Annotated in this window: 13 protein-coding genes and 2 pseudogenes; 4 read left to right on the forward strand and 11 right to left on the reverse strand. The window is 57.2% G+C overall.

All coding sequences use genetic code 11. From position 1 onward, the window contains the following. Window positions 1–304 precede the first annotated feature (304 nt). The 3 genes from BLW71_RS11990 to BLW71_RS12005 form a co-directional block, all read right to left on the reverse strand. Window positions 305–1894 (reverse strand): hypothetical protein, encoded by a 1590-nt coding sequence (locus BLW71_RS11990; protein WP_091796517.1) that lies wholly within the window; start codon window positions 1892–1894, stop codon window positions 305–307. Window positions 1895–2169: 275 nt separating this feature from the next. Further along, window positions 2170–3219, reverse strand: a complete 1050-nt coding sequence (locus BLW71_RS12000; protein ID WP_091796519.1) for a polysaccharide pyruvyl transferase family protein — start codon at window positions 3217–3219, stop codon at window positions 2170–2172. Window positions 3220–4007: 788 nt separating this feature from the next. Beyond that, window positions 4008–4682, reverse strand: coding sequence for an acyltransferase family protein (locus BLW71_RS12005; protein WP_353615889.1), 675 nt, complete (start codon window positions 4680–4682; stop codon window positions 4008–4010). 62 nt (window positions 4683–4744) lie between these two features. Between BLW71_RS12005 and BLW71_RS12010 the strand changes: the two genes are divergently transcribed. Then, window positions 4745–5722 carry an IS5 family transposase gene (locus BLW71_RS12010; protein WP_091796501.1) on the forward strand — a complete coding sequence of 326 codons (978 nt, stop codon included), beginning with the start codon at window positions 4745–4747 and terminating at the stop codon, window positions 5720–5722. Window positions 5723–5818: 96 nt separating this feature from the next. Here the strand turns inward: BLW71_RS12010 and BLW71_RS12015 are convergent, their stop codons facing one another. Next, the gene (locus BLW71_RS12015; protein ID WP_177205011.1) at window positions 5819–6217 is read right to left on the reverse strand and encodes an acyltransferase family protein; all 399 of its coding nucleotides are present in this window, start codon (window positions 6215–6217) and stop codon (window positions 5819–5821) included. Window positions 6218–6646: 429 nt separating this feature from the next. Further along, complete coding sequence (locus tag BLW71_RS12020) at window positions 6647–7624, reverse strand: IS5 family transposase (RefSeq protein WP_091796501.1); 978 nt, start codon at window positions 7622–7624, stop codon at window positions 6647–6649. 796 nt (window positions 7625–8420) lie between these two features. Between BLW71_RS12020 and BLW71_RS12025 the strand changes: the two genes are divergently transcribed. Next, window positions 8421–9155 (forward strand): SGNH/GDSL hydrolase family protein, encoded by a 735-nt coding sequence (locus tag BLW71_RS12025; protein WP_177205012.1) that lies wholly within the window; start codon window positions 8421–8423, stop codon window positions 9153–9155. Window positions 9156–9873: 718 nt separating this feature from the next. Further along, the gene (locus BLW71_RS40835) at window positions 9874–10284 is read left to right on the forward strand and encodes an LbetaH domain-containing protein (protein ID WP_177204929.1); all 411 of its coding nucleotides are present in this window, start codon (window positions 9874–9876) and stop codon (window positions 10282–10284) included. Between the two features lie 55 nt (window positions 10285–10339). Here BLW71_RS40835 and tnpA read toward each other — a convergent pair whose 3' ends face one another. The 3 genes and pseudogenes from tnpA to tnpC all read right to left on the reverse strand — a co-directional run. Beyond that, complete coding sequence (gene tnpA / locus BLW71_RS12030; protein ID WP_177205013.1) at window positions 10340–11071, reverse strand: IS66-like element accessory protein TnpA; 732 nt, start codon at window positions 11069–11071, stop codon at window positions 10340–10342. A 231-nt stretch (window positions 11072–11302) separates the two neighbouring features. Beyond that, window positions 11303–11497, reverse strand: coding sequence for an IS66 family insertion sequence element accessory protein TnpB (gene tnpB / locus BLW71_RS40840; protein ID WP_177205014.1), 195 nt, complete (start codon window positions 11495–11497; stop codon window positions 11303–11305). Between the two features lie 24 nt (window positions 11498–11521). Further along, a pseudogene (gene tnpC, locus BLW71_RS12040) lies at window positions 11522–12523 on the reverse strand (IS66 family transposase); the annotation flags it as partial. 122 nt (window positions 12524–12645) lie between these two features. On the opposite strand from tnpC, the pseudogene istA reads away from it, so the two are divergent. Continuing rightward, window positions 12646–13374, forward strand: a pseudogene (gene istA / locus BLW71_RS12045) (IS21 family transposase); the annotation flags it as partial. A gap of 70 nt (window positions 13375–13444) precedes the next feature. Here the strand turns inward: istA and BLW71_RS12050 are convergent. From BLW71_RS12050 to BLW71_RS12060, 3 genes are read right to left on the reverse strand one after another with little or no spacing between them, the layout of a single operon-like run. Beyond that, complete coding sequence (locus BLW71_RS12050; protein ID WP_091796523.1) at window positions 13445–14440, reverse strand: tyrosine-type recombinase/integrase; 996 nt, start codon at window positions 14438–14440, stop codon at window positions 13445–13447. Continuing rightward, the gene (locus BLW71_RS12055) at window positions 14433–15374 is read right to left on the reverse strand and encodes a tyrosine-type recombinase/integrase (protein WP_091796524.1); all 942 of its coding nucleotides are present in this window, start codon (window positions 15372–15374) and stop codon (window positions 14433–14435) included. Before BLW71_RS12055 ends, BLW71_RS12050 begins: the two co-directional genes overlap by 8 nt. Continuing rightward, window positions 15371–16612: a tyrosine-type recombinase/integrase gene (locus tag BLW71_RS12060; protein ID WP_286161985.1), complete on the reverse strand. Its 1242-nt coding sequence runs from the start codon at window positions 16610–16612 to the stop codon at window positions 15371–15373. The genes BLW71_RS12055 and BLW71_RS12060 overlap by 4 nt, the downstream gene beginning before the upstream one ends. Between the last annotated feature and the right edge of the window lie 35 nt (window positions 16613–16647).

Below are 16647 nucleotides of genomic sequence, written 5' to 3' on the forward strand. Positions count from 1 at the left end.
AGAGTCATATCGATACATTCCGTCGATGGGAGCGGCCGGTTTTCTAGTTTCGCCACTGATTAGAAACACCGATGACTTTGCAGAGTTGATGTCCTCAAGTCCTGACCAGCACTTCGCAAGCTTGCGTCCGACCTCGATCCGCATCGTGCCGCAGCGACATTCGGCGTGGCTGTGGTCAGGGCAAGTGCCGGTAGAGTTTTTGCGGATCGGGGATCGTTGCCGTTGCCAGCGCACGTCGATGCCCACCCCAGCCAACATCAGCACCATTGCCCAACCCGGCGGGAACAAAGTCACAACTCATCCATCAGGTCATGAACCGCCTGACCAACCAGCGTAGGGGGGCTGTTATGCGCCACGAACGGCTTCTCAAAATCTCGTCCCGTTCAACTAGCAACCGGTTTTTCTCGACTCCCCACCCGCCTCGCTCGGTCAATAACTGGCCTCGCTCCACCACCAACACCTCTCGTTCTGTTATTAAATGAGCTCGCTCTGTAGCCAACTGGTCTCTTTCAATCGTCAATTGCGAGTGCTTCGCCGATATTGCGCCCAGGTCCGTCGCCAATTGGCAACGCGCCGCAGCCAGCGATTCGAAATGACAAGCATATAATCTATTGGCGGCCTCCGCCGGCCCGAGAGCAATGATCTCCATGTCGACGATAATTTCTTTGATCCCGGTTTGAAACTGCTCCGGAACGTCGATCAGGAATTGCGGGTCGATATGTGCGAAATATAATTCCGAAGCATCGACATGCGTAGCATTTAAAGGAACGGCGTTGAGCGTCTGCTCGCCCGCTTGGCTCGACAATTTTATGTGGTTGATCCGCACGACGGTATGATCGTTAAGTGGATCAAATCGCAGCGTCCGGATGGTCGCATCCTGCGGGAACTTGTTGAATACATATTGGCGCCGGCCTTTAACGACCGGCGCAGCAATTGATTCAATTTCGTTGAATCCCGAGCCGGTATCAAAAAGCAGTTGCACATACGGCATATTCGCAAGCACATATCCCGGTATTGCGTTTTCAAATGCAACTTGTGGGTAATCCTCCAATTGCAACGCTTCGAAAATTTTCGCCCGCACGTTCTCCGGAGCGGACATATGAAGCAGCGAGCCTGATCCATCCAGCGGATAGACATTGTTGTCTTCAGGCACCTCAACAAGTCGATTCACCTTGAGCCCTTCGGCCAATGCATATGTGAACGATGGGTTTCCAATGAAAAGGGCCGCGTTCGCCAGAAGTCTGGCCAAGTCCGCAAAATCTGTTGTTTGAAATACCGTTCCGCCAATGTTCCTTCTTTCAATCTGATCGTTTCCAACGCCAACGAAGAACACCCGATCCGCAGGTACATCGCGGAAGAGATACTCATAATAGGCGTGATCGTACCGGCGATAGCGACCTGTCAGGCTTACAACAATATAGGGTTGTTGATTTATTCCTAGCTGCGGCGCCTCTCCGTCTATCGTAATCCACGGTCGCGCGCCATCTACCATAAGGTTGAATGGCACAGCATGGGCATATACCAGATGCAACCAGGGATTTGTAAAAGTGGCCCGGAACGAGTCCAGGACGTAATCGACACCCAGATCGCGTGGGTTTGCATATTCCCAAGGAACGCCCGACTTGATGATCGTCACGCGCAGAATGAACCCTTGAGCCAGCAGCAACGGTACAAGTGCTCTAGTAGCCTGCTCGCTGAGCACGCGCCCCCCAAAAGCCGGGTCAGCGCATACGTTAAGGATAAGATGGTTGATGTCGAGTGCCCGACACGTTGGCAACGAGTAAAGGATGTCACCAAGGTTGCCTGAATGGAGCCCCGAGCGCCACGAATCAGGATCGGCCTCCTCGCAGGAAAAAAATTCAGCAACAACGGGAATCGCTTCCAGGATGCTCATAATGCTTTTATGCCTCTATTAGACAAAACGCGTGAAACGACGAAGCGCGTAAAACGCGCGGGAAGCTCTTCGAACCGGCTTGGGCGCAACGATCGGTGATTCGTGGGCGCGGTGCATTTCCACGCAGTTGCCACGCAACGAGCGATCCGAATCGAGTTCGTACGGCGATGCGACGTTCACGCGGCTGATTAACATCGCAGCCATGCTGCTCTGCATTGTTTCTAATCGCTGGTCAACCCGCAGGCCGCAAGCCTGCCCATTTCGAACAGAGCCGCTTAAGACAACCGACCAGGAATAGCATCGGCAAGAAAATCCCTCAACTTACCCCTCAGATTTTCGTACGCGCTTTTCTTGAATGACAGAATTTCAGTCGATTGTCGGCGAGTTTCTTCAGGCGAGCTTTCGGCCGCGACGCGGAACGCTTCCTGAACGGTCAGAATGGGGAGCAAATTTCCGAACGGCTTTTCTGTGCTACGTAGCCTGAAGTTGCCTTCCTCTGCCAGTAGAATCGATGGAACGCCCGCAGACAGCCCCGCAATAGCCCCGTGCAACCGAGTTGAAATGATCGTTGAATAACCGGAAATCTGGGCAAGCAAATGATCTGGCTCGTAGCTATAAACGCAAGCATGTTCCAGACCCAACCGCGAAAACCGCATATGCTCGTCGATATAGAGACTCACGATATCAAGATCGATTTTGCCTTGTGCCGCGCGCAAGGCCGAAATCAGGGTTTGGACGAGCTCCTCTCCAACGTTTTGGTTCGGTGTCCCGGAACTTTGCACAATGACGCCGACGCGGTGGCGATCAGGCAGGACACCCGGCTCGCCGACGCTGTAGAAAGCGGGGCACGGCAGCGGGACCGCTTTTGGCGTCGATAGTTGGGCATTGAGACATTCCGCGAGATCAACGCTTCGCGTACAGATGAACACATTGCCGCGGTCGAGGACCTCAACTTCATGCGGCGCGAGTTGCGGCATAGCGGCGCCAGAGCCGGCGCCCAACACTAGCACTGGAACTCGCGGCTGCGTCAGCAGGCTGCGGTAAATTCGCTCGACTGGCTGCCCAAACCATTCCGGAGTTCCGGCGAAGACAACCAGATCGACAACGTCAAGTGCCGGGTCACGCATGGAATTGGTCAGAAAATCTGTCCGCATTCGGCCGTCGGTCCACCGGTCCATGAAAAGGTCGGGATTACGATTCCAGAGCAGCCAGTTGTGGTTTGGCCCCAAGATATCCCCCAGCAGTCGCTCGACACCTTTGCGAATGAACTCATCTCCGGGATTCCACTGCCGACTGGAACTGATGAGGATGTTCATACGCGTCATTGAAAGTACTCCCGTTGAGTTGCGAATTCGGATGATTATGCCATCCCTTTCCGCTCATGCTGGCTGGTGAGCCGGTACCCAAGGTTGCGAGCTTCGGCTCGAAACATCCACCGGGTTTGCGGCCCCGGGCAGGCAAAAGCGTCAAGGTGGTATTCGGCCGTCTCTCGATTTGAGATGCGCGGCAGCAGCTAGGCGCCATAGTCGCTACCATGTTCGATGCCGCTGTCGGCGATAGTAGGTGCCAACCCGGCGGTCCATCGTGCTGAACCGCATGGTGTTGTGCGGCAGCGCATACCGCTCGGTTCCCATGGGTCCACGGAACAGTATGGACGTGTCTTCGCAATGGACGCCTCGCATTACAGAAGGCACCAGCGCTTGGGCTGTACGGTGCTTGTATCGAACCAATAAACGGCAAAAACTTCTCCGCTCCTTGTCGGACGGGTTTGGGAAGTTTTCGATGGGGTTTGGGAAGTTTTCGATGCCTGACGAAACGCCTTCAGAAACCACCTTGCGCCCTTGGCGACCAATGGCTTGCAGCGCCGCTCTTAGCAACCGTCCGCCCTCTGCTAATATCCGAGCGAAAACGAACTGAATCTACTGGAATCACGCAGTGAAGGCGGCGGAGTTGAAGGGTGCACACCTCGATTACCTGAATCTTGAGATCAAAGGCAGAGCGTGCAAGGAGGGGATGGCCCGCCAATACGAGAATCCTATTCGAAGGGGTCGATCGAATGGAAGTCATGGCGTGTCGGTCTGCAAGAACCAGAGTTCGACACCGCCATGTGTATTTAAGCTAACTTCGGACGGCGCCGCGTCAGCCGTCCATTGATCGCGTTCTGAGCCGGTATCTCGATGCGTCGATAGCTCCAGAAACCCACGATCCAGCAGATACCGAGCCAGAATGCGAGCATGATCGGGCCGGGGACGAAGTTGAAAAGGCCGAACTTCTCGCAGATCTTGAGCATTGTATAAAGCAGGAACTGATGCCAGATGTAGAGCGAATACGACGCGTCCCCCAAGCGAGTCCAGAACGGCGCGACACGCCATCCCTTATCGATCTCCAGCGCGACAATCCCATAAACGAGGAACGCGCTCGGGATTCCGACATACACAGCGTGCACCCACATGTGCACGTGTTCCGGCCAGCCCTTGAGCTGCATCGCTTCCACGCCGAGCAGGAGGCCCGTCAGACCAAAGATCGCGCAGCTCGTCGCGTAGCGATACACCTTTCGGTCAATCAGCACCGCGATCACCATCCCGAATATGAACTCAAAGACGAGGAACGTGAGTTGGAAGATGTTCCCCCACCTCTCCCCTGTGTAGTAGTTGTAAAGCACAAGCACGACTGATACGACCGACCAGCCCGAGAGCACCCACAGAACGCGCTTCGGTGAGATCAGCAGCGCGATCATCACGACGGCATAGAAATAAACCTCGAACGCCAGCGACCATGCAGCCATGATGTTCGAGTTAAGGCTACGCTGAAAAAGGTCAACGGCATTGGGCGTTCAATCGTTAGATGTGCATGAAACAACAGACCCTTGCGATGGCGGCCGATCAAGGCGCCGGATTTGAACAGTACCGTCGGCCAACCAAACGCGATGTGTTCCTTGAGACGATGGAGCAGATCGTGCCGTGGGCGCAATTGTGCGAGGTTGTCGAGCCGTACTATCCGAAGGGTCAAGGCGGTCGCCCGCCAGTGGGTCTGGAGCGCATGCTGCGCATGCACTTTGTGCAGCACTGGTTCAACCTGGCGGATGAGGCGTGCGAGGAGGCGCTGCTGGACAGCACCGCATTGCGGCGATTCGTCGGGATTGACCTGGGGCGCGAGCGGGTTCCCGATGGCACGACGCTGTTGAAGTTTCGCCGGCTGCTGGAGCGCAACAAGCTCGGCGAGCAGTTGTTCTCCAAGGTCGGCGAAGTACTGCAAGGGCATGGGCTGAAGGTTGGCACCGGCACGATCGTGGATGCCACCATCATCGGTGCGCCCAGTTCCACGAAGAATGCGGACAAGGCACGAGACCCCGAAATGCATCAGACGAGGAAGGGCCAGCAGTGGTACTTCGGCATGAAGCTGCACATCGGTGTGGATAGCCAGACGGGACTGGCACACAGCGCGGTAGTGACGGCGGCAAACGTGCATGACAAGCATCCGCTGCCGGCGCTACTGCACGGCGACGAGCGGCGTGTGTACGGCGACAGCGCCTATGCGAGCCAGAAGGAACTCATCGCCAGCAAGGCGCCGAAAGCGAAGGACTTCACCAACCAGCGTGTGCGCAATCGCAGTGGTGAAGTCGATGAAACCAGGCGCTCGAAAAACCGCAACAAGTCGAAGATTCGTGCCCGGGTCGAACACGTCTTTGCGGTGGTCAAGCGGCTGTGGGGCTTCGGCAAGGTGCGCTATCGCGGCCTCGCGAAGAACGCCACGCGTGCCTTTACTGCACTCGCGCTGGCCAACATCTACATGAGCCGCGCGCGGCTGATGGCACAGGTGCGTCCATAAGCAGCCGAAATGGGTCGAGAGCCCCGCTTGCCAGGCCCTTCAGGGCCGGGAAATCGAACCGGTCGCATCGCTGATCTCACATTCCGGAATTCAGCATCAAGCTGTCGGCGAAAACGGTGGCTTCTTCAGCGTAGCCTTAATATGCGTGGTCAGGAAGATCAATTCCCATAGGGGCTTGCGCTCGACAAAAGGCGGCGAGTAGGCGACGTAAGACCCGAGCGCTACCGTCAGCGCAAGCACGACCCAGTACACCGGGAAGATCCGCGAGAAGCGTTTGACCGCAAAATTCCAGGCGATTGTTCCGCGGCTCGAAACTGAGTCGTCTGCCGCCTTCATCGCCACGGTCGCGATGATGAATCCCGAAATGACGAAGAACACGTCAACAGCCGCGGACGCGTAGGGACCCATCAACGGCATCAGGTGATCGAACCCCATACCGCCGCGAACCAGGATCGCGTGCCCGAGAAGCACGACGAGGGAAGCAAAACCACGCAACGCCTGGATGTTCGTAATCGTGGGAGTGGATTTTCTGACTTCCAGAGGTTTTACGAGAGCACACGGGAGTGGGTTTGAGACTACAGGTGCGGACATTTTTACCGGCCCTTCAACTTTGATCTGGCTCGGAGTATAGACCGGGATTGACCAGAAATGGAAACGCCAAGGTCGTGAACTGACCTTACGAAATGGACAGTTAAAGTCTGGACGGCCACGAATTAATTCCTAAATTGCACGGGACTTAGCCCTTTTGTTCGAGCCGGATTCGTTCGTGGTTGCAGTAATTGATTTAGGGCTACGCTGAAGAAGCCACCGTTTTCGCCGACAGCTTGATGCTGAATTCCGGAATGTGAGATCAGCGATGCGACCGGTTCGATTTCCCGGCCCTGAAGGGCCTGGCAAGCGGGGCTCTCGACCCATTTCGGCTGCTTATGGACGCACCTGTGCCATCAGCCGCGCGCGGCTCATGTAGATGTTGGCCAGCGCGAGTGCAGTAAAGGCACGCGTGGCGTTCTTCGCGAGGCCGCGATAGCGCACCTTGCCGAAGCCCCACAGCCGCTTGACCACCGCAAAGACGTGTTCGACCCGGGCACGAATCTTCGACTTGTTGCGGTTTTTCGAGCGCCTGGTTTCATCGACTTCACCACTGCGATTGCGCACACGCTGGTTGGTGAAGTCCTTCGCTTTCGGCGCCTTGCTGGCGATGAGTTCCTTCTGGCTCGCATAGGCGCTGTCGCCGTACACACGCCGCTCGTCGCCGTGCAGTAGCGCCGGCAGCGGATGCTTGTCATGCACGTTTGCCGCCGTCACTACCGCGCTGTGTGCCAGTCCCGTCTGGCTATCCACACCGATGTGCAGCTTCATGCCGAAGTACCACTGCTGGCCCTTCCTCGTCTGATGCATTTCGGGGTCTCGTGCCTTGTCCGCATTCTTCGTGGAACTGGGCGCACCGATGATGGTGGCATCCACGATCGTGCCGGTGCCAACCTTCAGCCCATGCCCTTGCAGTACTTCGCCGACCTTGGAGAACAACTGCTCGCCGAGCTTGTTGCGCTCCAGCAGCCGGCGAAACTTCAACAGCGTCGTGCCATCGGGAACCCGCTCGCGCCCCAGGTCAATCCCGACGAATCGCCGCAATGCGGTGCTGTCCAGCAGCGCCTCCTCGCACGCCTCATCCGCCAGGTTGAACCAGTGCTGCACAAAGTGCATGCGCAGCATGCGCTCCAGACCCACTGGCGGGCGACCGCCTTGACCCTTCGGATAGTACGGCTCGACAACCTCGCACAATTGCGCCCACGGCACGATCTGCTCCATCGTCTCAAGGAACACATCGCGTTTGGTTGGCCGACGGTACTGTTCAAATCCGGCGCCTTGATCGGCCGCCATCGCAAGGGTCTGTTGTTTCATGCACATCTAACGATTGAACGCCCAATGCCGTTGACCTTTTTCAGCGTAGCCTTAGCGTCGCAGACCAATTCGAAATAGCGCGATGCACTTGAAGCGGTTCGGCTGGATGAACTCGCACTTCAATAGCACCGCGAAGAAGCTCTCCATAGCCGAGTTGGCGTTCGCGGACAACTGCAGCCGTGAGTGACGCTGCAGCCGACGTTTTCAACTCATCCGAACCCTCCCGTTCATTTGAAAGAATTCGAATTGGTCCTTCGCGCCCAGAACTGATCACTTGACCAGCCTGCCGAAGCGCACAGGAATACGTCGATAGTCGCAGCGCCCGCGATGATGTTCATACACCGCCTATCTTCGCCTTTATCTGCGCTCGCCGAACACCTGACGCCTGCGCCTTGCGTCAACGATGGAACGTGCTGCGAGCCGAGCCCATTGCGTTAAGCAGTGCCGCCAGCGGATAGGATTCCTGTCACTCGCATACCACTTGCCCTTTTCTTTTGCGCTGCTTGCTCTTTCGCCGCGGCAGCGCATCAGCCTGTGGGCGCGCATGACGCGATAGAACCGTTTGCTTTAACACGCGGTAGACGCAGCGCGCTCGATCAGATCAATAGCGTTAGACATTCAGGCCGCCTTGAGACGTCGGAAAATGTCGGAAAATGCCTGGAAATTCATGGAAATCCCTGGAAATGTCTGGACATTTCTGAAAATGTCGATAATCGACTGAATAAAATGAGTCACTTACATACCTGTTTACACGACTGCTAGAATCCTGCGGAGTCAAAATATGAAGAGAGCAATCATGAAGGCAATTGTCGCGTCCTTGGCCGGAATGCTTGTGATGGCATCTAGCGGAGGCGGCGGGTCGTCCGATCCGGTGGATCAGACAGCAATGCCTCCGACATCTGCGCCGCCTGTCGCAACCGTAGGAATTCTGTTCGAGGGCGACAGTACGATGTACGGATCTGACGTGATGTCCTGCGCGAACCCGAATTGCCAAAACGTTACCGGCAATGAGCCGGTTGTTGTGTCAGCGCTGCTGAACGACAAAAATGGGTTTGGCGCCGGAGCGGTGACCGGAATCAATGCGGGCGTCCCGTCCTCGGATCTTGCAGAGATGCTGGCAGGCGGGAACCCGCAATATCCGCACTCGTATCCGACCCTGCTGGAGCGTGCTCAGGCAAAGATCGTGGTTTCGAATCACTCGATGGCGGGAACGACGGACCAGTTCAAGGGCTACCTCAACACCTTCATTAATGAAACATTATCGGCCGGCAAAATTCCAGTGTTGGAGGAGCCAAACCCGGTTTGCCATAACAAACGACCTAATCTCGATGCGTACGTCGTTGTGATGCGTAGGGTCGCCGCTGAGCGCAATGTCGTGTTGGTCCCGCAGTACGACACGTTCAAGACCAATCCTTATTGGGAAACGCTGCTGCCTGACTGCGTGCATCCTTCGGCAAACGGCTATGCCATCAAGGCCCGCAATACCGCGCAAGCACTTGTTCCGCTCATCCAAAAGATCAGGAGCAACTGATCCTGTCGATCAGCTTCCGCAGTAGATGTCGCCCTGCAAGCCTGACGTCGCAACGCTGCTGCCGTCTTGCGGGGGCAGCTGAAGGCGTTTGGATGACGGGCAAGCTGCTGCTTGGTGAAATCGGCAACGGCTGCAGGCGCGACGACGCAACCGGCGCGGCGACAAACTGAGGCTCTCGCTGAAGAATCTGCGGAAACGGACCCTTTTTGCGGAACTAAGGGCTTTTGGGAACAATCAACCAATCAATCCCCCGCGAGTGCGGTGGCGGAGGGCAGCGGGAGTCGTTTGCACAGTCCCCGCTTCGCTCGATTCGCAGCCGGAAAGCTGCCGAACTCAATTAGAAGAAAGCGATGTGTGACAGGAAGCTGCGCAGCTTGGGATTGGACGATTTCCTAGCCGACAGTCCGCATTCAGAAAGATTGACGCGCTCGTGCTGCTCAGAGGTTCGGCGAATTGGCACAGTGGATGATGCCCCGAAAGAGCCATAGCCGGGTCACACGCCGACCCGACAAAGTGCGAAATTGACCTCGAAAGATGAGTGCCTAGATCGGCGTTTTCGGTGCGCGCTATCGGCACTGACGATGATCTTCGGGCATCACCGAGCCTGTACAAGCAGGTGTAGTATGGCGAATTTTTGCAGTGTGACGCCGTACAATGCCAGGTCGGCCGACACAACGCTGCTTAACCGGAATGCCTTGACTTTCGTAGGTGCGCATAAATGACGGCACTATCCAAGTTCTTCTCAAAGAAAAGTCCGAACATGCAGGTGGCCGCGGAAATACAGGAGCCATCTACTGATGAAAGTTTCTTTTTCCCCGTCCAAGAAATTAAAATAGCCGTCGGACATCATAGCCATGTGAACCGCCCAACGGTCTACTATTGGGGCGCTCCGTGTACATTTATGATTGGGAATTTCTGCTCGATTGCGCATGGCGCAACGTTCATACTTGGAGGAGAGCATCCTAAGCTCTCGCTGTCCACAAGTACGACGCTTCACCAGATAAATCCTTCCAACCGCTGGAAAGGAGATGTTGTTATCGGAAATGATGTTTGGATCGGTGCAAATGCGACTATTTCTCCGGCGTCACGATACACACCGGAGCAATTGTCGGAGCAGGCGCAGTCGTGACGAAGGACGTTCCCCCTTATGCAGTTATTGTGGGTAACCCACAGCGCATTCTTCGTTATCGTTTCGAAATTGACTTGATTGAGCGGTTGCTTAGCTCTCGCTGGTGGGAACACGGACCGGAGAAGTTAAATCCGCTTTTGGAGAAAAGTCGAGACGTGCGAGAATTCTTGGACTTATTAGCGCATTCGATCTGACGCGAAAGCCACGAGCATCCACGACATACATTTGTACTAGCGCCGCGCGAATGCGGCTCCAGACTCATTTGGATTTCGGCTTCCACTTGCATTGCGCCGTACCTGCATGGCACGATTCCAAGGAGGAACGCGACGTGGTCGGCATGCCGCTCCGACGACTGCAGGCACGACGAACGGCAACGTCCACTGCGAAACGAAAGTGGTACCGTACGCAACGCTTCGGCGTCGACTACACCATCCACCCTGATCACCGCTCGACCGATTCGCACTTCGATCGTTCCGGTGGGCGCGCCCGACTTCATCACTGCCGCTTCGGCTGATGCCGCGGGCACAATGTCGGTGGATACATCACTTACCACTGTCACCGGAATCAGCCTGGTCGTTTCGGCCTGTCGCTCTGCCTGGTACCGGCGCCACCACCTGAACAGCATGTTCGCGTTGATGCCATGTTCACGCGCAAGCTTCGAGACAGACACGCCCGGTTCGCATGCAGCCACAGCCAGCTGGTGTCGAAACTCGTCACTATGGTTCGGGCGGCTCTTGCGGGTGCCCACGATGGTCTTCTCTTCTGGTGCCAAAATGATTCCCGCCACTTCAAAATGGTGGGAGCCACTATCGCGTCTCTACACGTTTAACTCAACAACGGTCGAAACGAGGCGCTTACCGCCGATCATCAGGTGGCGCCAATACGCCGATCCCGGAATGGCTCCATAACGCCGGTCAGTGACACCAGGGCAACCCCAGCACGAGGGCGGCGAGTTGCTCCTGCGTCATTGACTGCTGGGTGCCCAGTCCGGCCTGCGGCCACACGAAGCGGCCCCTGTTCAGGGCCTCGCCGCGAGCCAGATACCGACGCCGTCATGGACCAGCACCTTCATGCGGGTGGCGCGGCGATTGGCGAACAGGTAGGCGTGATGAGGACGCGCGGCACCAAAGACCGTAAGCGCGTGATCTAGCACACCGAGTTTGGAAACGTGCGCGAAGGTGGGTGCGCCGGACGAGAACACATCGGTGAGCAAGGTGCTCTCAATGCGTCGGGCAGATCAAGCTCGAGGAGTGACGGTGGCGGTGAGCTTTGCGAAGTTGAAGGGCAAGAGGTCGGTCACGTCGGCATCCTGTGCGCGCTGTGGCAATTGCGTGAGTACGTGCACGAGGTAGGCGTAGGGTTCAACCTTGCAAGCCCTGCAGGTCAGCATAAGGCTGTAGATCATGGCGCTCGCCTTCGCGCCGGCAACCGTGTCACTGAACATCCATGAAGCCCTGCCTGTACAGAATGGACGGATGTCTCGCTCGATGACGTTATTGTCGATGGGTGCCTGCCCGTCGCTCACGTAGCGACAGAGATACGTCCACTGGTTGCGCGTGTATGAGATCGCCTTGCCCAGCAGACTTTCTGGCAGGACCTGCGGCGCCTGTTCGTCCAGCCATTTTCTGAACGCTTCGAGTAGTGGCACGCTGTGCTGCTGGCGCAACCGGTATGTGCAGTCAACGCGTGTCTCGCCTTCGGGCAGATCGGCTTTGGCGAGTGCCTCGACCTGATACAGCGCCTTGAAGTATTCCAGCGCCTGCGCGGCACGGCCGCCCGGTTTCTTCATGCCCTTGAGCGCGTCGACGAAGGCTCGACGTGCGTGAGCCAGGCAGCCGAAGTGCGTGGGGCCTTCGAGCGTGCGCCAGGCGGCATATCCATCCGTCATCAGCAGGCCTTCATAGCCGACGAGAAACGCTTGAGGATATTCCTGCCCGCGCCCCGGCTGGTAGTCGAACAGCACGACCGGCTGCGCGCAATCTTCGGCACTGCGGTAGACCCACATATACGATGTGCTGTGCGCAACACGGCCAGGCTCCTTGAGTACCTGCACCGTTGTCTCGTCACCATGAATCAACGACTGCGACAGCAGCGTCTTGCGCAAGGCCTCGTAGAGCCGGCTATAGTGCAGTTCAGCTGGCCGGATGATCCAGTTTGCCAGCGTGCCGCGTCCGACTTCGATGTCGGCGCGCCCTAATGCGTTTGCCATCCGGTATAGCGGTGTTCCATCGACGTACTTGCCGGCAGTGTTGATGTCCATGTAGAACTGACCCACTGAGGGCCGTAATTTTCATCGAATTTTGACCCACGTGATTGAATATCCTGCTCAATTTTTGAGCAGGGGATACAGAGGTGATCACGGTGGGCATATTGGCCAAGATCAGGCGGATGTATTTCCGCGAGAAGGTCCCGCTGCGCGAGATTGCGAGGCGAACGGGCCTGTCCCGAAACACGGTGCGCAGCTGGCTGCGGCAGACCGATGCTGTCGAGCCAAAGTATCCAAAGCGCGTCAGCCCGAGCGTCGTCGACGAATGGGCCGCACAACTGACGGGCTGGCTGCGGGCGGACAGTCATCGCCCGAAGCGCGACCGGCGCACCGCGCGGTTCATGTTCGAGGCGATCCGCGGCGAGGGTTACGCGGGCAGCTACGGCCGCGTCAGCGCGTTCGTAAGGCGCTGGCACGAGGAGCAGGCCGAAGCCCCGCGCAGGAAGGCCTACGTGCCACTCGCCTTCGAACCCGGCGAAGCCTTCCAGTTCGACTGGAGCTGCGAATATGCCTTCATTGGCGGGCTGCGGCGGCGCCTGGAGGTCGCCCACGTCAAACTCAATGCCAGCCGTGCGTTCTGGCTCGTCGCCTATCCAACCCAGAGTCACGAGATGCTGTTCGACGCGCACGCGCGTGCATTCGCCGCATTCGGCGGTGTGCCCCGGCGCGGCATCTATGACAACATGAAGACTGCCGTGGACAAGGTCGGCCGCGGCAAGGAGCGTGCAGTCAACGCGCGCTTCGAAGCGATGTGCAGTCACTACCTGTTCGAGCCGGATTTCTGTAACCGGGCGGCAGGCTGGGAGTATGGTGTGGTAAAAAAAATGTGCTGGTCGATAACCAACGAGGCCAAGGCAGCGTCTTTGCGGAAATCGAACAGCACATATTATTCGGCTACAGGGTGCGGAGGAAGGCCATCAGGTCGGGCTGATCACGCCATTGTTTTTGTACTTCGGCATTGCCTTCCACTTCGCATGTCGCCAGCGCCCGCGCCTTTGTTTCCAGGTTGATCTCGGCATAGATGTTGGTCGTCTCCAAAGACACGTGCCCAAGCCAGCCGCGTATCGTATTGATGTCGACACCGGCCTGCAGTAGTAGCGAAGCGGTTGTATGCCGGATCACATGTGGGTGCACATTCTTGCCGGCGAGTGACGGCGCGCTGGCTGCAGCACGAATAGCGCAGCGCTTCACCAGAGCATGAATGCCGGAGCGCGTCATCGTCTGGTGGAACCGGTTGAGGAACACAGGTTCGGCGGCGGCCCTGCCTTCAGTCTGTGAGCGCAACGCCTCGATTGTGGATTTCCAGAGCGGGCAGCGGCGATGTTTGTTCCCCTTGCCGACGATGCTGGCCGAACGCGTGTGCCAGTCAATGTCGCCAATCCTGAGCTGCGCGGCTTCGCTTGCACGCGCTCCTGAATTAAACATGAAGAGCAGTAACGCATGTTCGCGCTGCCCCTGTGCTGTATTCATGTCAGAGGCTGCGAGCAGGGCGTCCATTTCCTGCCTGCTAAGGTAGCTGATCTCCGGCCGACTGGTTCTCTTGACGGGAATCAGATGAATCTGTGCCCACCATTCGATGTATTCCGGTGCATGTTCGCCGATGAAACGAGCCAGCGCATGGATGCCGCCGAGCCGCTGATTTCGCGTGCTCACCATACAGTGGCGCTGTTCTTCCATGTGCGTCAGGAACAGGCGGACCATTTGCGCGGAGAGATCATCAACGCTCAGGCGGTCGATCCGTTTGTCGACCTTGGCGGCCAGATACGGAAGCAACAGCATGAGCATGTCGCGGTAACTTTTTTGCGTATTGATGGCAAGGTTACGTTCGCCCACCAGATACTCGATCAGGAACCGCCGGATCCACGGACCCAGCAGGGATGAGTTATTCATGATGCACCTCAAGGAAGTAAGTTTCAAAGCGCGTGCCAGCTTCATTCAGCAACTCGGGCGTCAGAGTGAGGTAGCGCTGGGTGCTCGCGAGATCGATGTGGCCGAGATAGGTGGCCAGTTGCGGTAACAACAGTTGCAACTCCACGCCACCGCGATACCAGGCGATTAGCCGGTGCACTGCGCCTGAGTGCCGCAAATCATGCAGCCTCGGCTGGCAGGACGCACTGCCTTCGCGTTGGATGTGTGCCAGGACGCGCTGTCGCTGAAAGGCCTTGCACACAGCTTTCTGGGTCACAGGGCGACCATCGCGGAAACAGAAGAACGGCGCAGCCGGTGCCTGCCCAAATCTCTGGTTGCGTTGCCGGGCATAGGTTCGCATCGCACTATTCAGATCTGCGCCTAGCGGAACCAGCCTCGATTTATAGAATTTGCTCTCGTGCACGTGCAGGACGGCTTCGTCGAGATTGACGTCCTGCATGGTTAGCCGCAAGGCTTCGCCATGGCGCAGGCAAGCGCCATACAGAATCAGAATGAGTGCACGCAAAACATATGCATCCAGCAGACCGTATGGACTGCATGCCGCCGGAGCCACGTCGAGCAGGCGCTTTAATTCCTGCTGCGAATAGATATAGGGTATCAGCGGTGGCGGCAATTCCGGACTGTAGGGAGAAAGTGGAGAAGCCGAGACATGCCCACGCGAGAGGGCAAAACGAAACAGGCAGTCAAGTACCGACCTTCTCTTGCGCCAATGGTTAGTCAGCGGCCTGTTGCCAGTCAGGAAGTCATGTACCTGCCTGAGCGTGACCGACGTCACATCAATGTTGCCATCAACCCGGCGGCAGAATGAGGCAAGCGTGGCCGCTTCGGAATCAAAGCGCATGCCCAATGCCCGTTTGTGGCGCACGTATTGGGCGACAACTTCGGAGAGCGTCATAGCAAACTCCCCAGATCGATTTCGGCCACACGCCTCAGTCCGCTCAGGTCAACCTTCGCATAGGTTCTCGTCGACGAAGCGCTGCGATGGCCGAGATGATCGCCGATCTCCTTCAGGGCAAAACCAGCATCGAGTAAGTGCCGGGCATTGGCATGCCTCAGGCAATGTGCGCCACGCCGCGGGATGTCGATGCCAAGCACTGCGAGACGCGATCGGACAATGTCGCTTACGCGCGCAGGTGACAACGGTCGGATCGGCGCCTCAACCGACAGGAACAGCTCACGATGAGCGCTTCGTGGACGCGCCTCCTTCAGGTAACGCAGAATGGCATTCCCAACTGTTGCCACCAGCGGATATTGCTGTGTGCAACGCTGCTTGGGACGATGGACATGAAGGATCTCGCCGCACCAGTCTATGTCCTCCAGACGGAGCAGTACCACCTCGCCGCGCCTCAGTCCGTAGACAACCAGCAGCATGATCATCGCACGGTTGCGTAGATCGATCGCACTGTCGCCGACAAAACTGGCGACGAATCTTTGCACGTCATCCCAATCTGGCCCGAGCGGCAAACCCTCTTCCCTATACACTACGGGTGCTTCAATGCCGCACGCAACGTTGGTAGCCCAGCCTTGTCCTTCTGCATACCGGAAGAAATTGCGCAGCGTGCTCGCAAGCGCGTGCAATGACACTCTGGACCAGCCATGGTTGCCCTGGTACGCGAGGTAGGTGTCGACGTCGTGGATAGTGAGAGCATCAATTGCCCTGTCAGGGCGGCAGACCATCGCCAGAAAATGACCGATCTCATCACGACAGTTTGAAATCGTAGCAGGAGAGAGTCCTCGCTGGTCGCGCATGAAATCGACGTAGTGTTCGACATAGCGAACAAATGGTTCTCTCGTGGGATGCCGTTCCTCCAGACGCCCCAGAAAACACAGCCAGGCCGTGGCGGTATGGATGAACAGAAGCCGCGAGCTGCGGGACTCGTTCGTGCGCTCACTTCGAACGAGACGAATCCGGTGGTCAACCGCAAACGCGATTTCCTCGTGCGTTATTAACCGCGGGCGGGACAGATCCATGCTCTGCGAAAAAACCAGCAGGACCCACGCGATCTTGCGGATCGACTTAGGCGGATAACCCAGTTCCTGACAATGTACGAGGAAGCGTTTCCTGGATTCCACGCAGGGCGCGAGCGTGTGGGCAGCAAGAACATGCGGACGCGTAAAGAGAGTCTCAAACATGATATTCCCCCAATGTTGATCAGTGGAATATCAGT

The sequence above is a fragment of the Burkholderia sp. WP9 genome, assembly GCF_900104795.1.
Lineage (GTDB): Bacteria > Pseudomonadota > Gammaproteobacteria > Burkholderiales > Burkholderiaceae > Paraburkholderia.

Coding starts and splice junctions, on each gene's coding strand:
- BLW71_RS12025 (WP_177205012.1), top strand. CDS start 8,421: ATGAAGGCAATTGTCGCGTCCTTGGCCGGAATGCTTGTGATGGCATCT.
- BLW71_RS12010 (WP_091796501.1), top strand. CDS start 4,745: ATGAAACAACAGACCCTTGCGATGGCGGCCGATCAAGGCGCCGGATTT.
- BLW71_RS12055 (WP_091796524.1), bottom strand. CDS start 15,374: ATGACGCTCTCCGAAGTTGTCGCCCAATACGTGCGCCACAAACGGGCA.
- BLW71_RS12000 (WP_091796519.1), bottom strand. CDS start 3,219: ATGACGCGTATGAACATCCTCATCAGTTCCAGTCGGCAGTGGAATCCC.
- BLW71_RS11990 (WP_091796517.1), bottom strand. CDS start 1,894: ATGAGCATCCTGGAAGCGATTCCCGTTGTTGCTGAATTTTTTTCCTGC.
- BLW71_RS12050 (WP_091796523.1), bottom strand. CDS start 14,440: ATGAATAACTCATCCCTGCTGGGTCCGTGGATCCGGCGGTTCCTGATC.
- BLW71_RS12060 (WP_286161985.1), bottom strand. CDS start 16,612: ATGTTTGAGACTCTCTTTACGCGTCCGCATGTTCTTGCTGCCCACACG.
- BLW71_RS12020 (WP_091796501.1), bottom strand. CDS start 7,624: ATGAAACAACAGACCCTTGCGATGGCGGCCGATCAAGGCGCCGGATTT.
- BLW71_RS40835 (WP_177204929.1), top strand. CDS start 9,874: ATGACGGCACTATCCAAGTTCTTCTCAAAGAAAAGTCCGAACATGCAG.